Source organism: Psychrobacter sp. AT9, from assembly GCF_047272965.1.
GTDB classification, from domain to species: Bacteria; Pseudomonadota; Gammaproteobacteria; order Pseudomonadales; family Moraxellaceae; genus Psychrobacter; species Psychrobacter glaciei.
Map to the genome: position 1 here is coordinate 469573 of NZ_JBKOTW010000001.1, position 23220 is coordinate 492792.

General features: G+C 44.4%; 18 protein-coding genes and 1 pseudogene. 17 read left to right on the forward strand and 2 right to left on the reverse strand.

Translation table 11 applies throughout. The features are described 5' to 3' along the window. Positions 1 to 239: 239 nt before the first annotated feature. The 5 genes from ACMFL8_RS01960 (at position 240) to ACMFL8_RS01980 (ending at position 6879) form a co-directional block, all read left to right on the forward strand. The gene (locus tag ACMFL8_RS01960) at positions 240 to 974 is read left to right on the forward strand and encodes an ABC transporter permease (RefSeq protein WP_010201853.1); all 735 of its coding nucleotides are present in this window, start codon (positions 240 to 242) and stop codon (positions 972 to 974) included. Positions 975 to 986: 12 nt separating this feature from the next. Then, positions 987 to 1712 carry an ABC transporter permease gene (locus tag ACMFL8_RS01965; RefSeq protein ID WP_194620792.1) on the forward strand — a complete coding sequence of 242 codons (726 nt, stop codon included), beginning with the start codon at positions 987 to 989 and terminating at the stop codon, positions 1710 to 1712. Between the two features lie 278 nt (positions 1713 to 1990). After that, positions 1991 to 2707, forward strand: a complete 717-nt coding sequence (locus tag ACMFL8_RS01970) for a fumarylacetoacetate hydrolase family protein (RefSeq protein ID WP_413189949.1) — start codon at positions 1991 to 1993, stop codon at positions 2705 to 2707. A 247-nt stretch (positions 2708 to 2954) separates the two neighbouring features. Beyond that, positions 2955 to 5159 carry a PhoX family protein gene (locus ACMFL8_RS01975; protein WP_413189950.1) on the forward strand — a complete coding sequence of 735 codons (2205 nt, stop codon included), beginning with the start codon at positions 2955 to 2957 and terminating at the stop codon, positions 5157 to 5159. A 235-nt stretch (positions 5160 to 5394) separates the two neighbouring features. Then, on the forward strand, positions 5395 to 6879 hold the full coding sequence (locus tag ACMFL8_RS01980; protein WP_194620794.1) for an alpha/beta fold hydrolase: 1485 nt from the start codon (positions 5395 to 5397) through the stop codon (positions 6877 to 6879). Positions 6880 to 6945: 66 nt separating this feature from the next. On the opposite strand, the gene ACMFL8_RS01985 is transcribed toward ACMFL8_RS01980, so the two are convergent. Next, positions 6946 to 7611, reverse strand: a complete 666-nt coding sequence (locus tag ACMFL8_RS01985; RefSeq protein ID WP_413189951.1) for a hypothetical protein — start codon at positions 7609 to 7611, stop codon at positions 6946 to 6948. 97 nt (positions 7612 to 7708) lie between these two features. Further along, entirely contained in the window at positions 7709 to 8689 is a 981-nt protein-coding gene (locus ACMFL8_RS01990) for an Hsp33 family molecular chaperone HslO (RefSeq protein ID WP_413189952.1), read from the reverse strand. A 376-nt stretch (positions 8690 to 9065) separates the two neighbouring features. Here ACMFL8_RS01990 and ACMFL8_RS01995 point away from each other — a divergent pair, with 376 nt between their 5' ends. The 12 genes and pseudogenes from ACMFL8_RS01995 to ACMFL8_RS02050 all read left to right on the forward strand — a co-directional run bounded on the left by ACMFL8_RS01995 (position 9066) and on the right by ACMFL8_RS02050 (position 23156). Further along, positions 9066 to 10037: a glutamate/aspartate ABC transporter substrate-binding protein gene (locus tag ACMFL8_RS01995; RefSeq protein WP_194620796.1), complete on the forward strand. Its 972-nt coding sequence runs from the start codon at positions 9066 to 9068 to the stop codon at positions 10035 to 10037. Between the two features lie 95 nt (positions 10038 to 10132). Continuing rightward, entirely contained in the window at positions 10133 to 10879 is a 747-nt protein-coding gene (locus tag ACMFL8_RS02000; RefSeq protein ID WP_189582821.1) for an amino acid ABC transporter permease, read from the forward strand. Then, positions 10876 to 11547 carry an ABC transporter permease subunit gene (locus ACMFL8_RS02005; RefSeq protein ID WP_194620797.1) on the forward strand — a complete coding sequence of 224 codons (672 nt, stop codon included), beginning with the start codon at positions 10876 to 10878 and terminating at the stop codon, positions 11545 to 11547. The genes ACMFL8_RS02000 and ACMFL8_RS02005 overlap by 4 nt, the downstream gene beginning before the upstream one ends. A gap of 239 nt (positions 11548 to 11786) precedes the next feature. Next, on the forward strand, positions 11787 to 12518 hold the full coding sequence (locus ACMFL8_RS02010; RefSeq protein ID WP_037033768.1) for an amino acid ABC transporter ATP-binding protein: 732 nt from the start codon (positions 11787 to 11789) through the stop codon (positions 12516 to 12518). 191 nt (positions 12519 to 12709) lie between these two features. Continuing rightward, positions 12710 to 13132, forward strand: a complete 423-nt coding sequence (locus ACMFL8_RS02015) for an FMN-binding negative transcriptional regulator (RefSeq protein ID WP_413189953.1) — start codon at positions 12710 to 12712, stop codon at positions 13130 to 13132. Positions 13133 to 13375: 243 nt separating this feature from the next. Continuing rightward, a complete protein-coding gene (locus ACMFL8_RS02020) occupies positions 13376 to 13975 on the forward strand; it encodes a DJ-1/PfpI family protein (RefSeq protein ID WP_413189954.1) in 600 nt (199 codons plus the stop codon). Between the two features lie 90 nt (positions 13976 to 14065). Next, positions 14066 to 14673 (forward strand): annotated as a pseudogene (locus tag ACMFL8_RS02025) (IS5 family transposase); the annotation flags it as partial. Positions 14674 to 14788: 115 nt separating this feature from the next. Beyond that, the gene (locus ACMFL8_RS02030) at positions 14789 to 16024 is read left to right on the forward strand and encodes an FAD-dependent oxidoreductase (RefSeq protein WP_413189955.1); all 1236 of its coding nucleotides are present in this window, start codon (positions 14789 to 14791) and stop codon (positions 16022 to 16024) included. Positions 16025 to 16347: 323 nt separating this feature from the next. Beyond that, a complete protein-coding gene (locus tag ACMFL8_RS02035; protein ID WP_413189956.1) occupies positions 16348 to 18120 on the forward strand; it encodes an AMP-binding protein in 1773 nt (590 codons plus the stop codon). Positions 18121 to 18468: 348 nt separating this feature from the next. Then, positions 18469 to 20244: an AMP-binding protein gene (locus ACMFL8_RS02040; protein ID WP_413189957.1), complete on the forward strand. Its 1776-nt coding sequence runs from the start codon at positions 18469 to 18471 to the stop codon at positions 20242 to 20244. Positions 20245 to 20520: 276 nt separating this feature from the next. Next, entirely contained in the window at positions 20521 to 22131 is a 1611-nt protein-coding gene (locus ACMFL8_RS02045; RefSeq protein ID WP_413189958.1) for a carboxyl transferase domain-containing protein, read from the forward strand. Positions 22132 to 22337: 206 nt separating this feature from the next. Then, positions 22338 to 23156, forward strand: coding sequence for an enoyl-CoA hydratase/isomerase family protein (locus ACMFL8_RS02050; protein WP_413189959.1), 819 nt, complete (start codon positions 22338 to 22340; stop codon positions 23154 to 23156). The last annotated feature ends 64 nt before the right edge of the window (positions 23157 to 23220 follow it).

The window sequence follows — 23220 nt, forward strand, 5'->3', positions numbered from 1 at the left end:
GCGCTTTTACGTGTCAGTATTAACATAGCGTCCAGCGAGTATGATAAAATCAGCGCTCATTTTTACTGTGTCAATTACCGCGTCTATAATCGTGTAAATATTTTTTCGTGCTATTAACTAGGTTGTCCGTATCAATTTGATATAAGATACGGTTTTAGGCCGCGCTCAGCTATTGATGCTGATCCTTTTAACTCATATTTTGCTAACATTGCTAATATAAAGAGACTGAGTGGATAATTGTGTTTGATTTACAAGGATTTGGTGCGCTTTTATTAAGCGGCGCTACCGTCACCATACAACTTGCCATGACCAGTTTGGTCATCGGTATGTTTTTTGGTCTGCTCGGTGCCACAGCGAAGCTGTCGAATATTTGGCTGCTACGTAAGCTTGCGACTGTCTATACCGCCACGATGCGCGGGATTCCTGAGCTACTTTTGGTACTGTTTATCTATTATGGCGGTTCTATACTGCTGATGAGCATTCTCAAAAAGTTCGGCTATAACGACTATGTCGAGATTAGTGCGTTTTGGGGCGGTGTCATGGCATTGTCGATTGCTTTTGGTGCCTATGCGACTGAAATTTTTCGCATGTCGATTCAAGAGATTCCGATAGGGCAACGTGAAGCGGCGCAAGCGATTGGCATGCGTCCTTTCCAGACTTTCTATCGCATTACCTTGCCGCAAGTCTGGCAAATTGCTTTGCCAGGATTGGGCAATTTGTTTTTGGTGTTGCTTAAAGACACGGCATTGGTATCGGTGGTTGGTCTCAAAGATATCATGTATCAGTCCTCGCGCGCAGCGCAGTCAACACAGCAGCCGTTTACTTTTTATATGGCGGCGGCGATTATCTATTTGGGTTTAACCATGCTGATTACCGGCTTTATGATGTGGCTTGAATGGCGTGCCAATCCAGCGGCGCGCTATGCTAAAAAGCTGAGCCGTCAATCCGTTCAACGTCAATCGACCATAGGGTAGAGGAGAGATACTATGGATTGGAATTGGCAGGTTATTTTTGAGCATATCCCTGACTTACTAGGCGGCGCGGTTTTGACCGTTCAACTAGTGATAATATCAGGTGTTATCGGGCTGCTCTTTGGTTTGGTTTTAGCTTTGTTAAGACTGTCTAAAAGCTGGGCGGTACAGATAATTCCTTTTCTGTATATTTTCTTTTTCCGTGGCACACCGCTGCTGGTGCAGATATTTTTGATTTATTATGGTCTTGGTCAGTTCGAAGCGGTACGTGATTCGTTCTTATGGGAGCCAGTACTGAGCAAAGCCTATTGGTGCGCTATTATTGCCTTTACGCTCAACACCAGTGCCTATTTGGCAGAAATCATTCGCGGTGCGATTCAAAATATTCCTATTGGTGAGCTAGAAGCGGCCGATGCGATTGGCATGTCAAAATGGCAAAAACTGACACGTGTTACCTTGCCGCGTGCTTTTGGTATTGTGATTCCAGCCTACAGTAACGAAGTTATCTTTATGCTAAAGGGTAGTGCGTTGGCATCCACCATTGCCTTGATGGATATCACGGGTGTTGCTCGTACGATTAGTGCCCGTACTTATACCTTAATGGAGTTGTTCTTTGCAGCTGGTATCGTCTACTTGTTATTATCATGGGTGATCTTATTTAGCTTTAGACTGTTTGAAAAAAGAATGAACCGTCATGCCAGCTATGTGCCACCAGATGTGATGACCAATACGATTCCTTAGTTGTTTGTCATCAGATGGCTTATTATTGAAACGATTTAACGCTAACGTTATGCTAGATAGTGCTGAATTTGCTAATAAAATCTGATAATTTTGCTATGAGAGCCTGGGGCGTGTCCTCATTTTAAAAATGGTCACAAAAATGAGATAAGTTGCAGTCAAACGAGAAAAATAGCTGATTAATATCGTGATATTAATCAGCTATTTAACGATGTTTGACAAAATTTAGCCATTTTTAGCCCATTTAGATACAATCACTTGAATTGAGGACCCGCCCTATTATGAGCCAATCACCACATATGTCTTTAGTTAATGCCATTGCCGCAAGTGTCAATGATGATGACAGCGCTGAAAATGCCAATCAGAGCTTACGCGCGCCCATCGGAAAGGTCGTCTGCGTTGGTCGTAACTACGCCGCTCATGCCCATGAGTTGGGTAACGAGGTGCCAGCCGCGCCCATGCTATTTATGAAGCCAGCCTCTGCGGTGGTTTCTATTCGTCAAGGCGTTATCCGCCCAAATCCAGACCTGTTTGGCGATACGCATTATGAAGCGGAACTATGTGTTCAGCTATCGGCAGACCTATCAGCCGCGACGATTGAGCAAGCACAGCAAGCGATCGGCGGGGTGACATTGGGACTGGATTTGACCTTGCGTGACTTGCAAACTGAGCTAAAAGAAAAAGGTCATCCATGGGAGCGTGCCAAGTGTTTCGACGGTGCTTGTGTACTCGCCGACTGGATCGATCCGCAAGCGTTCGGGGATTTTACTGAGGTGCATTATCAGTTGACCATTAATGATACGCTGAAGCAAGACGGCGATAGCGCTTTGATGTTGTTTCCAGTTTATGAATTATTGGCCAATATCAGTCATGCGTTTAGCTTACAAGCAGGCGATGTGATTATGACGGGTACGCCAAGTGGCGTTGGTATATTGCACGCAGGCGATAAGCTTATGCTAAAATTGGACGCGCATGAATGGCAGGCACAAGTGCAATAAGCTTGCTAAGATTACTATCAAATATCAAGTATCAAAAATCCCAAGTTAACGCTTGGGATTTTTTGTTTTATCTGTTGCCATAAAATTTTATCATCAGAAAGCTTGTCATCAAATTGTCATCTAGCTTTCAACGTACTGTCATAAATGCTAAGTAGACTTAAGCGTAATTCGTATTGTTGTGGCGGACAAAATACAGCCGCAACGAGCCTTTTTACGCCAATCCAGCCTAACAGCAAGGTGACTGATAATGACAGTATTGAATAATAAGCAACTGCTTGCCCACGAAGTCGTTGAGGACTCTAACCCTAGCGATAATATCGACTTTCAAACCATTATTAGCCGCCGCTTGAACCGCCGCAGTATTTTAAAAGGTGGCACAGGATTGACGGCAGCCGCTTTTTTTGGCGCGTTACCGTTGGTCGGCTGTAGTGACGACGATGACGGTAATACTGTCAATAATAGCGCAGGCAACAATGCTGCTATTCCTGCACAGGGTGATCTCAAGCGTCCGGAAGCTTTGAAGTTTACCGCAGTGGCACACTCCACTGCCGAAACGATGAGCGTCGCTGAAGGCTACAAAGCGGAGATGATATTGCCACTGGGTACACCACTGATTTCTGGTATCGATGAGTGGAAAGACAATCGTGAGCAGTCTGCCGAGTCGTTCGAATGGCGCATGGGTGACAACCATGATGGCATGTGGTTCTTCGGTAAGAAAGGCGGCGCGTATGATGCTAAAGCGTCAGACAATGGTCTGCTGGTCATGAATCATGAATATGTGAATAGTAGCGAGTTGAGTCCGTTTGGCTACTATGTGACCCAAGATGATACTGCCGCCCCGATATTTCAAAATCGTCGCCTTGCTAGCGATGTGCGCCGAGAGGTCAATTGCCATGGCGTTGCGGTGGTCGAGATGAGCAGACATGCTGACGGTACGGGCTATGAGATGGTGGCTGATTCAAAATACAATCGCCGTATTACCAGCAGTACGACCGCGCAGCTAGCCGGTCCTGTCGCTGGTTCTGATTTGGTCAAGACCAAATTTGATCCGACAGGCTTTCAGACGCGTGGCATCAATAATAACTGCGGTGCAGGACTGTCACCTTGGGGCACGTATCTGACCACCGAAGAGAACTTCCTAGGCGTATTTGCGCGTGGACAAGATGCCAGTCAATTGAGCGCTGGGCACAACTACGGGCGCGAACGCTACGGGGCTATGGAGAATTTTCCGGGTTGGGAGTACCTGTGGCACACACCAGAGGCCAAAGACGCCAAAATCCCTGACGAATTCTCACGTTGGGACATGACCGCTGTTGGGGCAAGCGCTGCCGATGATTACCGAAATGGTTTTAATACCTTTGGTTATATCACAGAAATCGACCCATTTGACCCAAAATCTGTACCTCAGAAACGTACCGCACTGGGGCGTTTTGCTCATGAAAACTGTGCCTACGCACCTGTTGAGCAAGGCAAGCCCGTGGTCTTTTATATGGGTGATGATGCTCGCGGTGAATATATTTATAAGTTTGTATCCAAAGCCACATGGTCAAATGCGGATATCGGTGGCGGCCTAAAAGCTGGCGACAAGTATATGAATGAAGGCACGCTCTACGTTGCGACCTTTAATGAAAATGGTCGAGGCGAATGGAAGGCACTGATTCATGGTCAAAACGGACTGGACGCTTCTAATCGCGACCTGCCATTTAATAGTCAAGATGAAGTGCTAGTCTTTGCCCGAGCCGCCGCCGATGCAGTTGGTGCAACCAAGATGGATCGACCTGAATGGGTGTCAGTTAGCCCTATGACTGGCGAAGTGTACGTGACCTTGACCAATAATAAATATCGCGGCGAGCGTGACGACCAGCCCGTTTCAGCGTCCAATCCGCGCAGCTATGAAGCAGGTGGCAAAGCGCGTGGCAATGACAATGGGCATATCATCCGCTGGGCAGAAGCGGGCGGCGATCATGCGGCAACGACCTTTGAATGGGATATTTATCTGTTTGCTGCGCCTAGTGGTTTGTCCGCAGAAAACTTATCGCAGTTAAATGCCAGCAATGATTTGTCTTCGCCAGATGGCCTGTACTTTGACCCACGTGGCGTGTTGTGGATTCAGACCGATGATGGTGCTTATACCGATACCACGAACTGCATGTTACTGGCGGCGCTACCGGGCAAGGTGAGTGATGGTGCGCTTACCACCACCTCGGCTGGTCAACAAACGCCAGTCGGCATGCTTGCTAGTGATGATAATATCAAACGTTTTTTCGTTGGTCCCGAAGGCTGCGAAGTGACGGGTATTACCATGACCCCAGACTTCAAAACGTTATTTATCAATATTCAACATCCTGGTAATACGTGGGGCGCTATCGCTGGTGGCAAGACACCGCGCTCAGCTACAGTTATGATTACGCGCGAGGATGGCGATGTCATACTGGCCGAGTCATTTATATAAACAATTAATACTATATAGCAGATTTATAAAAAATTAATCAGTCTAAAAAATCCCAAGTAATGGCTTGGGATTTTTTTGTTTTATGAGATCCATGATATCATTTAAGGCTTATCTCTATAAAATTATTAAGTTATTTGCTAAGAAACGTACCCGAAAGTCAAATCATTTCCCTTCTATTTGTCTCATTTAAAGGATAGTATGTAAAACTATCCCCTTTGCTGAATGTTTCAATATTATGAATCGTCCAAATTTATCTTATGCTGATAGTGTTATCCCTGATAGCGCTTACAGTAATGCCCGCACCCGTCATGAACTTGAGGCACATTTCGTCTCAGACGATAACATGCCGCCGCTGCACGGTGATTTGTACGAGCAAATAGATCAACTTGAAGCCATCGATGTCGATGAGCTGGTCAAATTGTTGGCAGATGATAATAATGTGACGACGCTGCGTGAGCCTGTCTCTCTGGCTGATTTTTTTGAGGGCTTAGCCCAACTGGCGACGATGGGGGTGGTTGAAGTCACTGACATCGTAGAAGCCATCCACCGTGAGGTTATTTTGCGTCCTTTAGGGCGTTTTAACGAAGGCAATGTTAACAATTGGCAACGTGGTATCACTGGACGCATCTATGGGACGATACGCCATATTATGCTGATTGTTGGTAATAATCTCGCATCAGTGCTACGCATCTATAAAAGGGCGATCGATCAAAAAAGCTCACGACCATTGCCGGATTCTTTAAAGAAATTGGTCAATGTCATCAATGGCGTCATGGGTGATCACCTCGTTAATAATGACAATGCGCTTGCTGTTCCGATGGTGCTATACGACAGAGACGGCAATCTACAACGCGAAACGCTATCAGGGCGTGTCGCTATTTTATGCCATGGTCTATGTATGAGTCACTTAAGCTGGCAAGCCCAAGAGGAAAACAGCCTAGGCGATGCCATTAGCCTTAGTCAACCTGATACGACAGTGTTGTACTTGGATTACAATACAGGTCGACGTATCTCGCGCAGTGGTCGCAAGTTCTCTCAATTGCTGCAAGAGTTGGTCAATAATAACCCAAACATCAGTCAGATAGATTTGGTCGGACACAGTATGGGCGGCTTGGTCTCTCGTAGCGCGCTGTTTTATGGCGAGCAAGAGCGCCTAGACTGGATAAAACGAGTGGGCAATCTCATCACGTTAGGCTCGCCGCATCATGGCGCCGTGCTGGAGCGTATCGGTAATTATGTGCAAGACATCATTGCCAAGCTGCCATTTGCAGGTTCGCTTGCCAAGCTTGGTGATATGCGTAGTGCGGGTATCATTGATCTGCGTCATGGTAGTATTCGTGATGCTGACTGGAATTCTCTAGAAGGTCGTAATGTGCTGCCGCAAGACTTTCGTCACCCTGCACGGTTGCCAAGTGGTATCAAAACCTATTTTGTCGCCAGTGCTTTAATCGAGACGCATTACGAGTCTAAAGTGACAGATTTGCTAGGGGATAGTCTAGTGTCGGTCGCATCAGCGCTGGGCGAGGATGATGCTGAGCATGCGCTATTTGTACCAGATGGTCACAAAGCAATATTTTATGGCGTCAATCATATGAACTTAATTCATAGTAGACGGGTGCGCGAGCAAGTCGTTGAATGGTTGCTCGATAATGGACGAAGTGACTATGCTGGTAGAACGCGCATATATTCTTACCCTAGAAGTTTAGATGTGGCAGTTTAGAGAGCGGTGGGTATTATTTGGAATCATTTCAGTAAAATTGATTAGGTATAATAAAGACTTATAGGTTTACTTTAAAGATTCTGAATGAATAAAGCGTCCAATTTCTTTTATATCCTGTTCAATTATAATAGTAATTTTTGCAATTATATTAGATGATTTTTCGTAAGACTCTCCGTATATGCTCTCTTGTAATTCAATTTCTCTCTCTTGTAATTCAATTACATTTCTTTGCTGGGAATGACTGTTACTCTGGTGCAAAACAGATATTCTTTGACTTACTTCTGCTTTGCCTTCCAAATATAAGTTAAACCACTCAGAGTTATTGCTGTAAAGATTTGGGGTAATATAAGTAGAATTTGAAGTAATGTACTCGCTTATCTCTATAAACGAGCTGATTGATTTATATTTTATAGAGTCATTGTCAAAACCTTGGCTATAGTCGGTATAGTCTTGCGATTGGTAACTTGAGACTAGATTATTTAAATGATGGTATACCTCGATTTTATGTTCAAACAGTTTCTGATATGTTTGCTGTGATATTTGATGAAAATGATCCCTTTTAGTTAAGAGGTTTTCATGATCTTGTTCAAGTTTTTTTAGTCGCTCATCAATAGCTGCTTGTTCATTGCGACCAATTCTTTCGAGGTAAATCTTGCCAAGATAGATTATCAATCCACCTAAAACAGCATTCCCGCCCCAATTTATAATCAACTCTTGCCAAAAACCACTCATGACGAATGCCTATAGTTAAAGACTCAGTATAAAACAAAACCCTTCAAGCATTACACTTGAGGGGTTTTTATAAAGGCTAATTCATAGTGATGAAAAACTACTCAGCAAATATCGCTGCTACATCATCTTTATTGAACTTATAGACTTCACCGCAAAATCCGCAATCCATCTCAAACGTACCGTTTTGCTCTTCGACGATGTCTAACGCTTCTGCTTCGCCGATTTGTTCAATGGCTGTTTCACACTTTTCGCGCGAGCAGGTGCAACCAAATGCTAGGGGAGCAGGGTCGGGTGCGACGATGTTTTCTTCATGATACAAGCGATAAAGAATCTCGTTGGCATCCAGCGTCGTCAGCTCTTCTGGCTTGACCGTACGCGTCAATACAGACAAACGCGTCCATAAATCATCATCAATACCAGCATCTTCATTTTGCTCGACTTCAGCCGTTTCTTCAGCCGTACGCGGTAGCATTTGTACCAATATGCCACCCGCTTGCAAGCCGTCAGATGCGAGGTTAATCAACGTCGGAATCTGTGCAGATTGCTTTTGATAATGTGCCAAGCAGTCTGCCAAATTGTCATGGCTACGCTCGACGATACCTTGATATGGCTCGCCGCCCTCAGGCTGAATGTTGATAAACAACACGCCTTGTCCAGTCGCGCCCAGCTCAGCAAACGCTTCTTTGGCATGGGTCATATCATCCCAAGCTTGCACTTGCTCATCAGTCTCGCCCTTCCAGCTGGCAAGCGCACGGATAATACCGTCTTGATCGCATTCTGCCATCGCCCAATTCAGCAAGCTATCGCTGTCTGATGATTGCAACTGAATAGACAGGCGACCGTTTATTTTAACCGTACTGATAAGCAAACTCGCTGCCGTTAACATCTCGCCCAATAGGCGTTTAATGGCTTCAGGATAAGGCTTTTGGGCAATCGTGCTCGCATAGCTGCGTGATAGGCGTACCACATCACCGCGTACAGGCGAATCTTCAATAAAAAAACGTTGGCGTACGTCGTTGTCACCATGATTGCCAGCAGTTTGGCTGTCCGTATTTGGGACTTGAGTATCTTGTGTCATAAGTCATTTATAGTATTAAGAAGTTGTTAGCTTTATGGGGATTACTGCTGATTTATCAATCACAGTTACCATACTGTTTTATCACTTATGGGTAATAGTGATCGATAAGTGCCCTTATAGGTTCGTCAGATATCTGTGAACCTCTGTGGTGCTGTAATAGCTGTGAGCCATCGAGTTTCAACCAAAAAATAAATAGATTTCAAAATAACACTTCCCTCAAAAAAAAATCACCCTCTACCGTGAATTTGTTGTACAGTAACATTAAGTTGCATTGTGTTAAACAATAGCAACAACCGTACGGATGCGGGGCAGTCAGGTCAGCCAGACCTATGTCGTCCAAGCACTCATTTAATCTTGTGATAAAAGGATGTATTTCATGACCTACTCATTTTCCAAACCGTTGACTTTAGCTGTGTTAATGGCATTGGGCCTAACAGGCTGTAATAACAGCAGCCAAACCAGCACTGACGCGCCAGCAGATGATGCAGCGACTTCAGAGACTATGAACGGTACGCTACAAAAAATTAAAGATTCTGGCACTATCGTGGTCGGCTATCGTGACTCTTCTATTCCTTTTTCATATGTTGCCGATGATCCTAACCAACCTATGGGCTATGCACATGATCTAGAGATGAAAGTGGTTGAGGGTATTAAAGAAAAACTCAACATGCCAGATCTAGAAGTTCGTTATAACCTCATCACCTCACAAACTCGTATTCCTTTGGTTCAAAACGGCACGGTCGACTTCGAGTGTGGCTCAACAACCAATAACGTCGAGCGTCAAGAGCAAGTGGCTTTCTCTAATGGTTTCTTTGAGATTGGCACCCGTCTATTGACCAAAGCAGACTCTGGTATCAAAGACTTTGAAGACCTAAAAGGTAAGCGACTGGTGACTACCGCTGGTACGACGTCAGAGCGTTATATTCGTCAGTACAATGACGAGAAAAAGATGGATACCGATATCATCTCTGCTAAAGATCATGGCGAAGGTTTCTTGATGTTAGAGAGCGGCCGTGCTGATGCGTTTATGATGGATGATGTATTGCTAGCAGGCGAAAAAGCCAAAGCTAAAAATCCTGATGAATGGGTTATCGTTGGTACACCGCAATCATTTGAGATTTATGGTTGTATGATGCGTAAAGACGATCCTGAATTCAAAACAGTCGTAAACGACGCGCTGAACAAAACCTTTAGCTCAGGCGAAATCAATAGCATCTATGACAAGTGGTTCCTAAACCCAATTCCACCAAAGAACGTCAACTTGAACTTTGAGATGTCAGACAACCTAAAAGCACTTATCGCCAATCCACATGATAGCGATCAGCCTAAAGTAGCAGTTGCACAGTAGTATTTGTCCTTCAATCTAGCTTGCTTACGTGTTCAGATCGGACTCATCGTCCATCTGATACGTAAGTTTTTCAATCGCTGTTCGGAGAGACAATCATGAATTATAGCTGGAACTGGGGTGTGCTCTTTGAGCATACGGGTATTGGCAACGAGCTGTATATCCACTGGATGATTACTGGTCTTGGCTGGTTATTACTGATTGGTAGTATTGCTTGGACCATCGCGATGGTCGTCGGTACTGTCTTCGGTATCATGCGTACCTTACCTAACAAAACAGCTCGTCGCATTGGCACCGCTTATGTGACCTTTTTTCGTAATATTCCGCTGCTTGTGCAGCTATTTTTTTGGTTTTATGTGGCACCTGGTTGGTTGACGCCAGCGCTACAAGAATGGTGGTTTAGAGATCTATCGCCGAATACATCCGCGATGCTCTCAGCGAGTATTGGGCTTGGCTTATTCACAGCAGCACGTATCGTCGAGCAAGTACGTACGGGTATCGAGTCGCTACCAAAAGGACAGATAAACGCAGCGTATGCACTAGGATTCACCATTCCACAAGCTTATAAGCAAGTACTGCTACCACAAGCATTCCGTATTATCTTACCGCCGCTTAGCTCTGAGCTGACTAACTGTTTTAAGAATGCCTCTGTCGCCTCATTAGTTGGTGTCATGGAGCTCATCAGTCAAACCAAAACCATCAGCGAATACACACAGAATAGCCTTGAGATTTATACTTATGCGACGATTATTTATCTCGTCTTTAATCTCTCACTCATCGCTATTATGGGTCTGATCGAGCGTAAATTAAGAGTACCAGGGCTTATCGCAGGGAGTCAGAAATGAGTATGATGACCGAACTTGCGACCGCGTATCCAGGCTTAATGGGTGGCATGATTACCACGCTAAAAGTCCTGTTTTTGGCTATTATCGGTGGTATCAGCTTAGGTACCGTATTGGCGCTCATGCGCTTATCAGGTATCAAAGCATTAGAGATCCCCGCTAAGTTATATGTTAATTATTTTAGATCCGTACCGTTACTGTTGGTGCTACTGTGGTTCTATTTTGCCGTACCGATGATTTATTTTTGGGTGGCGGGTAAGTATCTACAACTAGATGCGGCCTTTGCCTCTTGTGTGGTCGCCTTTATGATGTTCGAAGCGGCTTACTTCTCAGAAGTCGTCCGTGCGGGTATTCAGTCTATCGGTAGTGGTCAGGTTAATGCGGCTAAAGCGTTAGGCATGACTTATGGGCAGACGATGCGTCTGGTTATTTTGCCACAGGCCTTTCGCAAGATGCTGCCATTGATTTTACAGCAATGTATTATCTTATTCCAAGATACGACTTTAGTGTTCGCTATTGGTCTGACTGATTTCTTCCGAGCGGCATACGTACGTGGTGAGCTAATGGGACTATTGACGCCTTACATCTTAGGAGCTGGAGCGGTGTATTTTGTCTTGAGCTTGGCGGCTTCGGTAGGCGTACAACGCGTACAGAAAAGGTTAAGGTTTTAATAAAGGACTGTTAAGCGTTAGAGTCGATCAATGCATGGTTATCTGAACATGGTTATCTGATCTCATTGGGTAGACTCTAACTCTTTCAAAATTTAACTGCGTTGATTATTAATATATTTTGCACGACTGCAATTGGGCAAGAGTAAGAATAAGGCTAGGAGCCAATGATGAATGATGCTAAAACGTTTATAAATGACTTTGGTGGACTGGTCACAAATAGTGGTCATGCTAGCAGTGAGATGGTCGTTGAGATAGATAGCGTTAGCAAGTGGTATGGCGACTTTCAGGTACTGACTGACTGTACCGCTCATGTCCACAAAGGCGATGTCGTCGTGGTCTGTGGTCCATCGGGTAGCGGTAAATCAACCTTGATTAAGACCGTGAATGGGCTAGAGCCTTTTCAAAAAGGTAATATCATGGTCAACGGTATCTCTGTTGGTGATCCAAAAACCAACTTACCGAAGCTACGTAGCCGTGTCGGCATGGTGTTTCAGCATTTTGAGCTATTTCCTCACTTGACCATCATCGATAATTTAATGGTCGCACAAATCAAAGTGTTGGGTCGTAAAGAGAGTGAGGCCAAGAAAAAGGCGATGGCGTATCTAGATCGTGTCGGCCTAACGGTTCAAGCCAATAAATATCCTGCTGAACTATCAGGTGGTCAACAGCAGCGAGTCGCAATTGCTCGTGCGCTCGCGATGGATCCCATAGCGATGTTGTTCGATGAGCCAACCTCAGCACTCGATCCTGAGATGATTCAAGAAGTGCTCGATGTGATGGTGGAGCTGACTCGTGATGGCATGACGATGATGTGTGTGACGCACGAAATGGGCTTTGCCAGTCAGGTGGCCAATCGTATCATCTTTATGGATGAAGGTCATATCGTTGAGAACTGTAGTAAAGATGAATTCTTTGAAGGCGCGAAAAGTGAGCGTGCGCAGCAGTTCTTATCGAAGATTTTGAATCATTAAATAGATTTTGATTTACGATTATTTATAGCGCTGTTTCTAACATAAAGACATGTTCTAAAACTTATTTTTCTTTCCACTGCTACTGGTTATACAAAGCGCCCCATTAAAGACAGTTAAACGCTATCTTTAATGGGGCGCTTTGTATTCAGTTTCTTTTGTATAGCTATTTGAAAAACGACTTGGAGCCTATGATGTTCACCCCCAAAGCATTTAAAGAGCAGCCTCAGGCGACTGTCATCGTACAAACAAATACTGGACTAGATACTTGTCATATTCCAATGTACTGGCAAGATGATGGCAGTCAATACGGTTGTCTATATGGGCACATTGCCAAAATAAACACTTTGAACAATAGTGATAATATTGATGCACCATGGCTGGTTATATTTCAAGATACTGGTCATTACATCAGCCCCAATTGGTATCCAAGTAAATCAATAACCCATAAAGAAGTACCCACATGGAACTATCGTAGCGTGCATATCACGGGATTAGTTCGCCTGATAACTGAGCCTGAAATGCTGATTGAAATCTTAACGAAGCTAACAACAGATTTTGAAGCCAACCAACCTATTCCCTGGTCACTCAGTGATGCGCCAGTGAACTACATTTAAGCACTTTGTCGAGCGATTGTTGGTATTCGCATCAATATCACGGATGTTCAAGCACAGTTTAAACTTAGTCAAAATAAGACTGCTGAAAATAGAGCAGGTATAATAGCAGGACTAGTGCGACTGCGAACGGAAAAGGCAGATGAAATGGCTAAGCTAATTGGTTAGTCAAGTTTGAGAATATAGTATTTATGATACTGACTGATGTGATTTTACTTAATGATATCAACTTAATTAGGATTGACTATGACGCTAAAGCGAACTGTTGGCATACTACTGTTTGATGAAGTAGAGGTGTTGGACTTTGCAGGACCTTTTGAGGTGTTTTCGTTAGCTGAAAATGCGGCTAATAATAAGTATTTTGACGTTATCACTATAGCTGAGAACCAAGCGCCAATATCTGCTAGGAATGGTCTGCAAGTTATTCCTGATTATAGTTTTACTAACCATCCAGACATTGATGTATTAATAATCCCTGGTGGTTATGGTGCCGAAAAAATAGAAATACATAATAGGGTAGTGATTGATTGGATTAAGACTCAAACAAATTTGGCAGAGCTTACACTTTCAGTGTGTACAGGAGCGTTACTATTGGCAGAAGCAGGTTTGCTGGCTGGTAGGTCAGCCACCACGCATTGGATGGATTTGGATAATCTGGCATCGTATCCTGATATCGATGTGATCTCTCATACTCGTTTCGTAGATGCCAGTGATGATACATGTAATATTGTCACATCAGCGGGAATAAGTGCAGGCATTCATGCAAGTCTATACTGTATCGAAAAACTAATAGATAGTGAAACCATGCGTGCAACAGCACATCGCATGGAGTTCGATATTAACTAGGGCGTGTCATCAATTAGCAGAGATATTTCAGGATAAGCTATACTTAGATCGTATTTAGTAATTTGAGATCGGACACTATGACAAGACGACATGCCTTGGCGCGACCTACCTGAACGTTTTGGCGACTTCAGAGTGGTTCATATTCGCTTTAGCCGCTGGTCAAAAAAAGGGGTATGGGAGCAGGTTTTTAATCAGCTGTCTGAGCAATCAGATGATGAATACGCCATGCTAGATGCCACGATTGTCAAAGCCCATCAGCACAGTGCTGGAAAAAAAGGGATCAAGCCATTGGACGCAGTAAAGGTGGTCTGACGACTAAAATACATACTCGTACAGATGCATTAGGCAATCCTACAGGTTTTTATCTAACAGGTGGCGCAGCTCATGATTTATGTGGCTCAGATGAACTGCTCGATGTCAGTATTAGCCAAACTTGGCTTGCCGATAAGGCTTATGATGCTGATGCCCGCGTCATTGAACTAATCAAAGCAGTACACGGCAATGCCGTCATACCGTCCAAATGTCATCGACTGCAGCCCAGAGACTTCGATAAAGAACTTTATAAAGCGAGGCATCTGATAGAGAACTTCTTTGCCAAGATTAAGCAGTACCGTGCGATTGCCACTCGTTATGACAAGTTAGCCAGTCATTTCCTTAGTGCGATTCATCTGGTTTCTTGCGTGGTCTGGCTTAATTGATGACACGCCCTAATTAAGTGAGTTATTGGATAGATGAGTGCATGGCTGTTTACTGATACAATAGCGGTCAATATTCTAACAACTAAAATAATCTCTTATTTATATTGGAGCTAATATGAGCGCTGAAAACTCAGAAGTATCAAACAACAGTATTGTTATCATTGGTGCAGGTTTGGCAGGTTGGCATGTGATTGATGCGATTCGTGCAAAAGATACAGAGATTCCGATTACTTTGGTGACAGCTGATAGTGGCGATCGTTATCATAAACCAATGCTGACGATGGCGATTAGCCAAAAGAAAAGTGCGGCAGATTTGGTACGGGCATCTGGTAGCGATGCAGCAAAGACAGCGCAGATTACCTTGCTCGCCAATACACAGGTGACAGATATTGATCCGGTAAGCCAAACAGTACATCTACGCTCTGCTACGCAGTCAGATGACGCGCTGACGACTATCGGCTATGCAAAAATGGTGTTAGCGATGGGTGCGCATCCTATCTTCCCAAAAAGCTTGCCAGAGGATTTAGTATGGCATGTCAATCATATTGAGCGCTTTGGACAGCTGCAAGAAAAGCTAGCAGCAGGTAGCCAGCATGTTGCAATCGTCGGTGCTGGGATGGTGGGTACAGAAATCGCAGAAGACTTACTCAAAGCTGGTCATCAAGTGACGCTCATTGATTTGAACGATGCGCCGCTATCACAAATGCTACCAACAAAAGCAACGGCTCGTATCGCTCAAGCGGTCAAATCACAAGGGATTAACTTTTTAGGAGGGTATCAAGTGTCTGCTGTTACTCGTGTTAGTAGCAATGACAACGACAGCAACGATGTCGAGAAACTACAAGTAGACTATGCACCGTTAGCATCGGGTGTAGACAATACTGATACTCAGCCGCTCGAACCATTAATTGTAGATCATGTGATTGCCAGTACAGGTCTGACAGTTGATGATAAGCTGCCTGCCGCTGCTGGTGTAGAGTTCAATCGTCGTACTGGTATCGTGGCTGATGCAGCGACCTTGCGTACCAATGCAGCACACATTTATGCTATTGGTGACTGTATGTCTATCAACGGTGTCGCTTGTCGTTATGTTGCGCCATTACGAGCGCAGGCTGCGACCATCGCTGATGATATCTTAGGTCATGAACACAGCGGCTATGATCATAAGCCACCGATGATTCGCCTAAAAAATAAAGCCATCTCTGTGATGGTGACGGGTGTACCGCAAGCAGCGGGTAATTGGCAAGTTAAAACAGAAAGCGACGATGAGCTGATTATGGATTTGCTTGACGACAATGAGGTTGTCAGCGCAACGGTAACGATCAAAGCACCTGCAGTGCTTAAAGTCTAAAGGATAAAGCATAATTGTAAAAGTATTACAAATCATAGCCAGTGTTGCCATCTTAATGCAGCGCTGGCTTTTTTGTGGCTACTACTTTTTATCTCAACCATAATCGATACGTACTGTATCTATATGATTGACAGTCTTTTGTTTAAGGCGCTATATTGGTTGAGGCGTGATTTGACTATCATGTTTATTGACCAAGCATATTCAAGGAAGAATATCGTATTTACGCTAGTAGCGCATTTCTGCTTTCTACGATTATAGATAGATATGTCATAAGCAACTGTATAATAAGACCAACACCAAACAGCAAAATGAAAGGATTCGTGATGACTCAGTTTACCGGTTTCGACAGTACTATTAATAACAGTATTCTAAACAATGTTCCCAAAGTTAATATAAGCGCACGTTCTGCAAATGCGCCACTCACCCAAAGCCATGATAAAGGTCCTGATGTGCCGCTGATTGAGGCGACCATTGGAGACTTCTTTGATGCGATTGTTGATAGATATCCTGAGCGTGAAGCTTTGGTGTCTCGCCATCAAAATATCCGCTGGACGTATCGCGAGCTACAGCAGAAAGTCAATCAGTTAGCGAGTGCCATGATTGAGATGGGGCTTGAAATCGGCGATCGTATCGCTATTTGGTCGCATAACAATGCTGAATGGCTGTTGATGCAATTAGCCACGGCAAAAGTCGGTGTTATCTTAGTTAATATCAATCCTGCTTATCGAACTTTTGAGCTGCAATATGCGCTGAATAAATTGGGCTGCTCGGCATTGGTGTTGATGCGTCATTTTAAAACCAGTGACTATACGCAAATGATTCGCGAGCTATGTCCTGAAATTTATCATAAGAATTATCAACAGCTTGATTTGGTTGAGATTCCAACGATTGAACGCATCATTTGGATTGATGAGCCAGACTCTGACGAAGACTTTAACTTTATGCAAAAGTTCTCTGCTTGGATGGCAGAGGGTAATGCAAACGACCCACGTGTAGCGGAGCGCCAAGCCCAGCTGCACAATACAGACTCTATCAGTGTGCAGTTTACCAGTGGGACGACAGGTACGCCAAAAGGTGCCACCTTAAGCCATCGTAATATCCTCAATAATGGCTATTTTCTTGGTGAAGGAATGAAGCTAACCTGCGATGATAGGCTGTGTATTCCATTACCGCTTTATCATTGCTTTGGCATGGTGGGTGGTAATTTAGCCATTTTAACCCATGGTGGTTGCGCCGTTTATCCTAATGATGGTTTTGATCCGCTAACCGTATTGCAAACGGTCGAAGAGGAGAAATGCACCGCCTTGCTTGGTGTGCCGACGATGTTTATCGCGGAGCTTGATCATCCAGATTTTGATAGTTTTGATTTGACCAGCTTGCGCACAGGCGTTATGGGTGGCTCTAGCTGTCCGATAGAAGTCATGCGCCGTGTCATGGATAAGATGCACATGAGCGAAGTCACTATTGCGTATGGTATGACCGAAACCAGTCCAGCGTCTTGTCAGACCAGCTCACAAACCCCACTCGAAAAAAGAGTATCTACCGTCGGGATGGTGCTGCCAGCGCTTGAGGTCAAAATCGTCGATACTGAAACAGGCAATGTCGTCCCGATTGGCGAGACGGGTGAGCTACTGACCTATGGCTATGCCGTCATGAAAGGCTATTGGGGCAGCCGATTTAAAACACGCGACGCGATCTCTGATGGCTGGATGCATACTGGTGACTTGGCAGTGATGGACGAAGATGGCTATATCACTGTGGTTGGTCGCAGTAAAGACATGGTTATTCGCGGCGGTGAAAATATCTATCCCGTAGAAATCGAAAACTATCTCTATCGTCATCCTAAGATTCGCGATGTACAAATCGTTGGCGTTCCTGACAAAAAGTATGGTGAAGTGCTTGCAGCGTGGATTATTGCAAAAGAGCCGAATAGCTTAAGTGAAGAAGAGGTAAAGCAGTTCTGTCAGGATCATATTGCTCATTATAAAGTGCCGACCTACTTTCGCTTCGTCAATGAATATCCGATGACAGTGACTGGAAAAATTCAGAAATACAAAATCGTTGAGCAAATGATAGAGGAGTTGGGTCTAGAGTAATTTGGCATTTTGAGCAGTAGCCGTTATCCAGTGTGAAAGGCTTATGCAGTGAAACTATCAAGCATTGATGCCATTAATTGCTAAAGAGGCCAACCATACTACCAATTGTATGGTCGGTTTTTTTATGTCAAATATTTGCCATGATTCTATGCTACCTTTTACCAAGTGCAAGTATTTAATGACTAATTAAATGATACATACTGTATTGATATTGTTGACACGCTTTCATTGATGGCGTTATAGTAGCTGAATGCTATGTAAGACCTGATCAAGGAAGAAAGCTTGCCCACAGGCTATCAATAAGCACTATCTATAAATACTATAAAAAGTAAAACGAAAGGACTCGTTATGACTCAACATTCCGATTTGAATGCGACTCACGTTGATTTCGATGCTATTTTAAATAATATTCCTAGTATCAACATGGGCGCACGCTCAGCGAATGCACCGCTAACTCAAAGCTATGACAAAGGTCCTGATGTGCCGCTGATTGAAGCGACTATCGGTGATTTTTTTGATGCTATTGTCTCTAAATATCCAGAGCGTGAAGCACTGGTCGTGCGCCATCAAAATATCCGCTGGACATATCGTGAGCTACAGCAGCATGTTAATCAGCTGGCCAGTAGCATGATTGAGATGGGGCTGGAAATCGGTGATCGCATCGGTATTTGGTCACACAACAATGCTGAATGGCTATTAATGCAATTAGCGACGGCAAAAGTCGGCGTTATTCTCGTCAATATCAATCCCGCCTACCGCACCTTTGAGCTGCAATATGCCCTGAATAAATTGGGCTGCTCGGCGCTTGTGCTCATGCGTCATTTCAAAAGCAGTGATTACGCCAGTTTAATCCGCGAGCTGTGCCCTGAGATTTATCATAAAGACTATACGCAGCTTGATTTGGTTGAGATTCCGACGATCGAGCGTATCATTTGGATTGATGAGCCAGCATCTGATGAAGAGTTTGGCTTTATGCAGAAATTCTCTGCATGGATGGCGGAAGGCGATGCCAACGATCCACGTGTTGCCGAGCGCCAAGCCCAGCTTAAGAACAATGATGCTATCAATGTACAGTTCACTAGTGGTACAACTGGTACACCAAAAGGTGCAACCTTAAGCCATCGCAATATTCTTAACAACGGTTACTTTATCGGTGAGGCCATGAACCTTACCGAAGAAGATAAGCTGTGTATTCCAGTGCCTTTATATCATTGCTTCGGTATGGTGCTTGGTAACTTAGCGATTCTCACGCATGGCGGTTGTATCGTTTATCCAAACGATGGCTTCGAGCCACTGACAGTCTTGCAAGCCGTTGAAGAAGAGAAATGTACAGGTCTACATGGTGTGCCAACGATGTTTATCGCTGAGCTCGATCATCCTGAATTTGAAAACTTTGATTTATCAACTTTGCGTACTGGCATCATGGCAGGCTCTAGCTGTCCGATTGAGGTCATGCGCCGCGTCATTGATAAGATGCACATGAGCGAAGTCACCATCGCATATGGTATGACAGAGACCAGTCCCGTATCTTGCCAGACCAATGAGCATACGCCACTTGATAAGCAAGTCTCGACGGTGGGGCTGGTGCAGCCTGCACTTGAAGTCAAAGTAATCGATACCGCAACGGGTGAAATCGTGGCGCTGGGCGAGACAGGCGAGCTACTCACACGTGGTTATTCAGTGATGAAAGGCTATTGGGGCAGTCGCTTTAAAACACGCGAAGCCATCCAAGATGGTTGGATGCATACGGGTGATCTGGCCACCATGGACGAAGATGGCTATGTCAAAATCGTCGGTCGTAGTAAAGACATGGTGATTCGCGGTGGCGAAAATATCTATCCGGTAGAAATCGAAAATTATCTCTATCGTCATCCAAAGATTCGTGATGTGCAAATCGTCGGAATTCCTGATAAAAAGTATGGCGAAGTATTGGCTGCATGGATTATTCCCAAGGAAGCTGGCTGTTTGACTGAAGAAGAAGTACGCCAATTCTGTAGTGAGCATATTGCTCATTATAAAGTGCCAGCTTACTATCGCTTTGTGACTGAATATCCAATGACCATCACTGGAAAAATTCAGAAATATAAAATCATTGAGCAGATGAAAGAAGAGCTGGGATTATAGTTAATCTAACTATTATGTCTAATTTATTAAAAGTTATGGTCGATACCAAGTGGAATAAATACGTTATGGTATAACGCGAGACTTGTATTAATTTTTCTAGCTTGCTGTGCATACGCCGACAGAGACTACAAAAAATTCATCCAAATCTCGCTGTATCGATTATAAATTGAACTGACTATACGAATAAGAATACGAATCCAGACTAAAATAACCAGTAGCTAGAATCATTTGCATAAAAAGCTACTTGTATCTACGTATTAAAGAAAAAGGGATATCATGAGCGCTATCATAACCAGTAAACTGAGTCCAAACTCAAGCGACTTTCAGCAAAACAGTGCCGCGATGCAAGAGATAGTCGATGACTTGTATGTACACTTGCGTAAAGTCGCTCAAGGCGGCTCAGAGCGCGCACGAGCCAAACATCTAGCGCGTGGTAAGTTGCTACCACGTGAGCGTGTCGAGCGTTTGCTCGATGTGGGTACGCCATTTTTAGAAGTGGCACCGATGGCAGCGCACGATATGTATGGCGAAGAGATTCCAGCGGCTGGCGTGATTGCGGGTATCGGTCGTATCAATGGTATCGAGTGTATGATCGTCTGTAATGACGCCACGGTAAAGGGCGGCACGTACTATCCAATGACGGTCAAAAAACACCTGCGAGCGCAAGAAATCGCGCAAGAAAACAACTTGCCTTGTGTCTATTTGGTGGATTCAGGTGGAGCTAACTTACCTAACCAAGATGACGTGTTCCCCGATAAAGAGCACTTTGGTCGTATCTTCTTTAATCAGGCTAATATGAGTGCGGCAGGTATTCCACAGATTGCTGTGGTCATGGGTAGTTGTACGGCTGGTGGTGCGTATGTGCCTGCCATGAGTGATGAATCTATTATCGTGAAAGAGCAAGGCACGATCTTTTTGGGTGGTCCGCCACTGGTCAAAGCAGCGACTGGCGAAGAGGTCACTGCAGAAGACTTAGGTGGCGGCGATGTGCATACCCGTCTGTCAGGGGTCGTCGATCACTTAGCACAAAGCGATACGCATGCGTTGTCAATTGCGCGCAACATCGTTAGCCATCTAAATCGTCCTGCGAAGCAAGTGCCCAATCAAATCAAACCACGCCCACCACGCTATGATGCCAAAGAACTATATGGCGTCATTCCAACCGATAAGCGCAAGCCATTTGATATCAAAGAAATCATTGCTCGTATCGTCGATGACAGTGCTTTTGATGAATTTAAATCACGCTTTGGCACGACGTTGGTTTGCGGATTCGCTCATATCGAAGGGATGCCAGTCGGTATCATCGCCAACAACGGCATCTTATTTAGTGAATCAGCGCAAAAAGGCACGCACTTCATTGAGCTATGTTGCAAGCGTAAAATCCCATTGGTATTTTTGCAAAATATCACTGGCTTTATGGTCGGTCGCAAATATGAAAACGAAGGCATTGCCCGTCATGGTGCCAAAATGGTCATGGCAGTCGCCAATGCAAAAGTACCAAAATTCACGGTCATTGTCGGTGGCTCGTTTGGCGCTGGTAACTATGGCATGTGTGGTCGCGCTTATAGCCCACGCTTCTTATGGATGTGGCCAAATGCGCGCATCTCGGTGATGGGCGGCGAGCAAGCAGCATCAGTATTGGCAACGGTCAAGCGTGACAATTTTGACCGTAAAGGTGAAGCGTGGAGTGATGAGGATGAAGCGGCATTTAAAGCGCCGATTCTTGATATGTATGAAAAGCAAGGTCATCCTTACTATGCCACCGCACGTCTATGGGATGACGGCGTGATTGATCCTGCTGATACCCGTCATGTATTGGCACTAGGGTTAAGCGCTGCCTATAACGCACCGATTGAAGAGACGACTTTTGGTGTTTTTAGAATGTAAGCGTTCTAAAGTCTTCCCATAATAAGTTTTTGTTCATAATAAAGTATTGCTGCGGCAATCTTTTAGGAAATACGATTTGTACATCTGCGCTTGGTCTTTGCACTTGGTATCCTTGTATTATTATGGATTAACTGAAAGTTTGATTAAGTATCTATAGAAAGAAAGAAAGAAAGAAAGATACATACATAAAAAATATAGAGAAAATTATGAAAAAAGACAGTGATAAAAAATCTGAAAATTATAAAAGTTTATTGGTTAACGTTGAGCAGCATGTGGCGACAGTGACCTTAAATCGCCCTGAGATACGTAATGCCTTTAACGATGAGATGATTGCCGAGCTAACTGATGCATTTAATACGCTTGGCGCTGATGATGAGGTACGTGTCATTGTACTAGCCGCTGCTGGCAAGGCATTCTGCGCGGGTGCCGATTTGAATTGGATGCGTGCTATGGCGGATTATAGCTATGAAGAAAACCTAGCAGACGCGGACAAATTAGCGCAAATGCTCAAAACTATTTATGAATGCCCAAAGCCAACAGTTGCGGCTATTCAAGGTGACGTTTATGCAGGTGGTATGGGTTTAGTCGCTGTCTGTGACGTGGCCATCGCTGTCAAAATTGCTAACTTCTGCCTCAGTGAAGTGCGTTTAGGCTTAGCCCCTGCAACGATTAGCCCTTATGTCATACGAGCGCTAGGCGCCAGAGCATCACAGCGTTACTTCTTAAGTGCTGAAGTATTTGATGCCAAAAAAGCACGTCAGCTTGGCTTTATCCATGAGCGGGTTAGCGAAGAATGGCTGGCTGATGAAGTGGCTGCGTTCTGTAATAAAGTAGTTAAGAACAGCCCTGACGCAGTGAAAACCTGCAAACAGCTACTACACGACGTCGCTGGTGCGCCCATCACTGATGAGCTGATTGCCGATACGGTAAAAGGCATCGCTGATATCCGCTCATCAGAGCAAGGAAAAGAGGGCGTGCAAGCCTTTTTGCAAAAGCGTAAGCCCAATTGGTTGACGGCAGATTGATAATGCATGAGAGATAAATGAGTAAATAGATAAGACATTAAATAAAAACGATAACACACAGGGA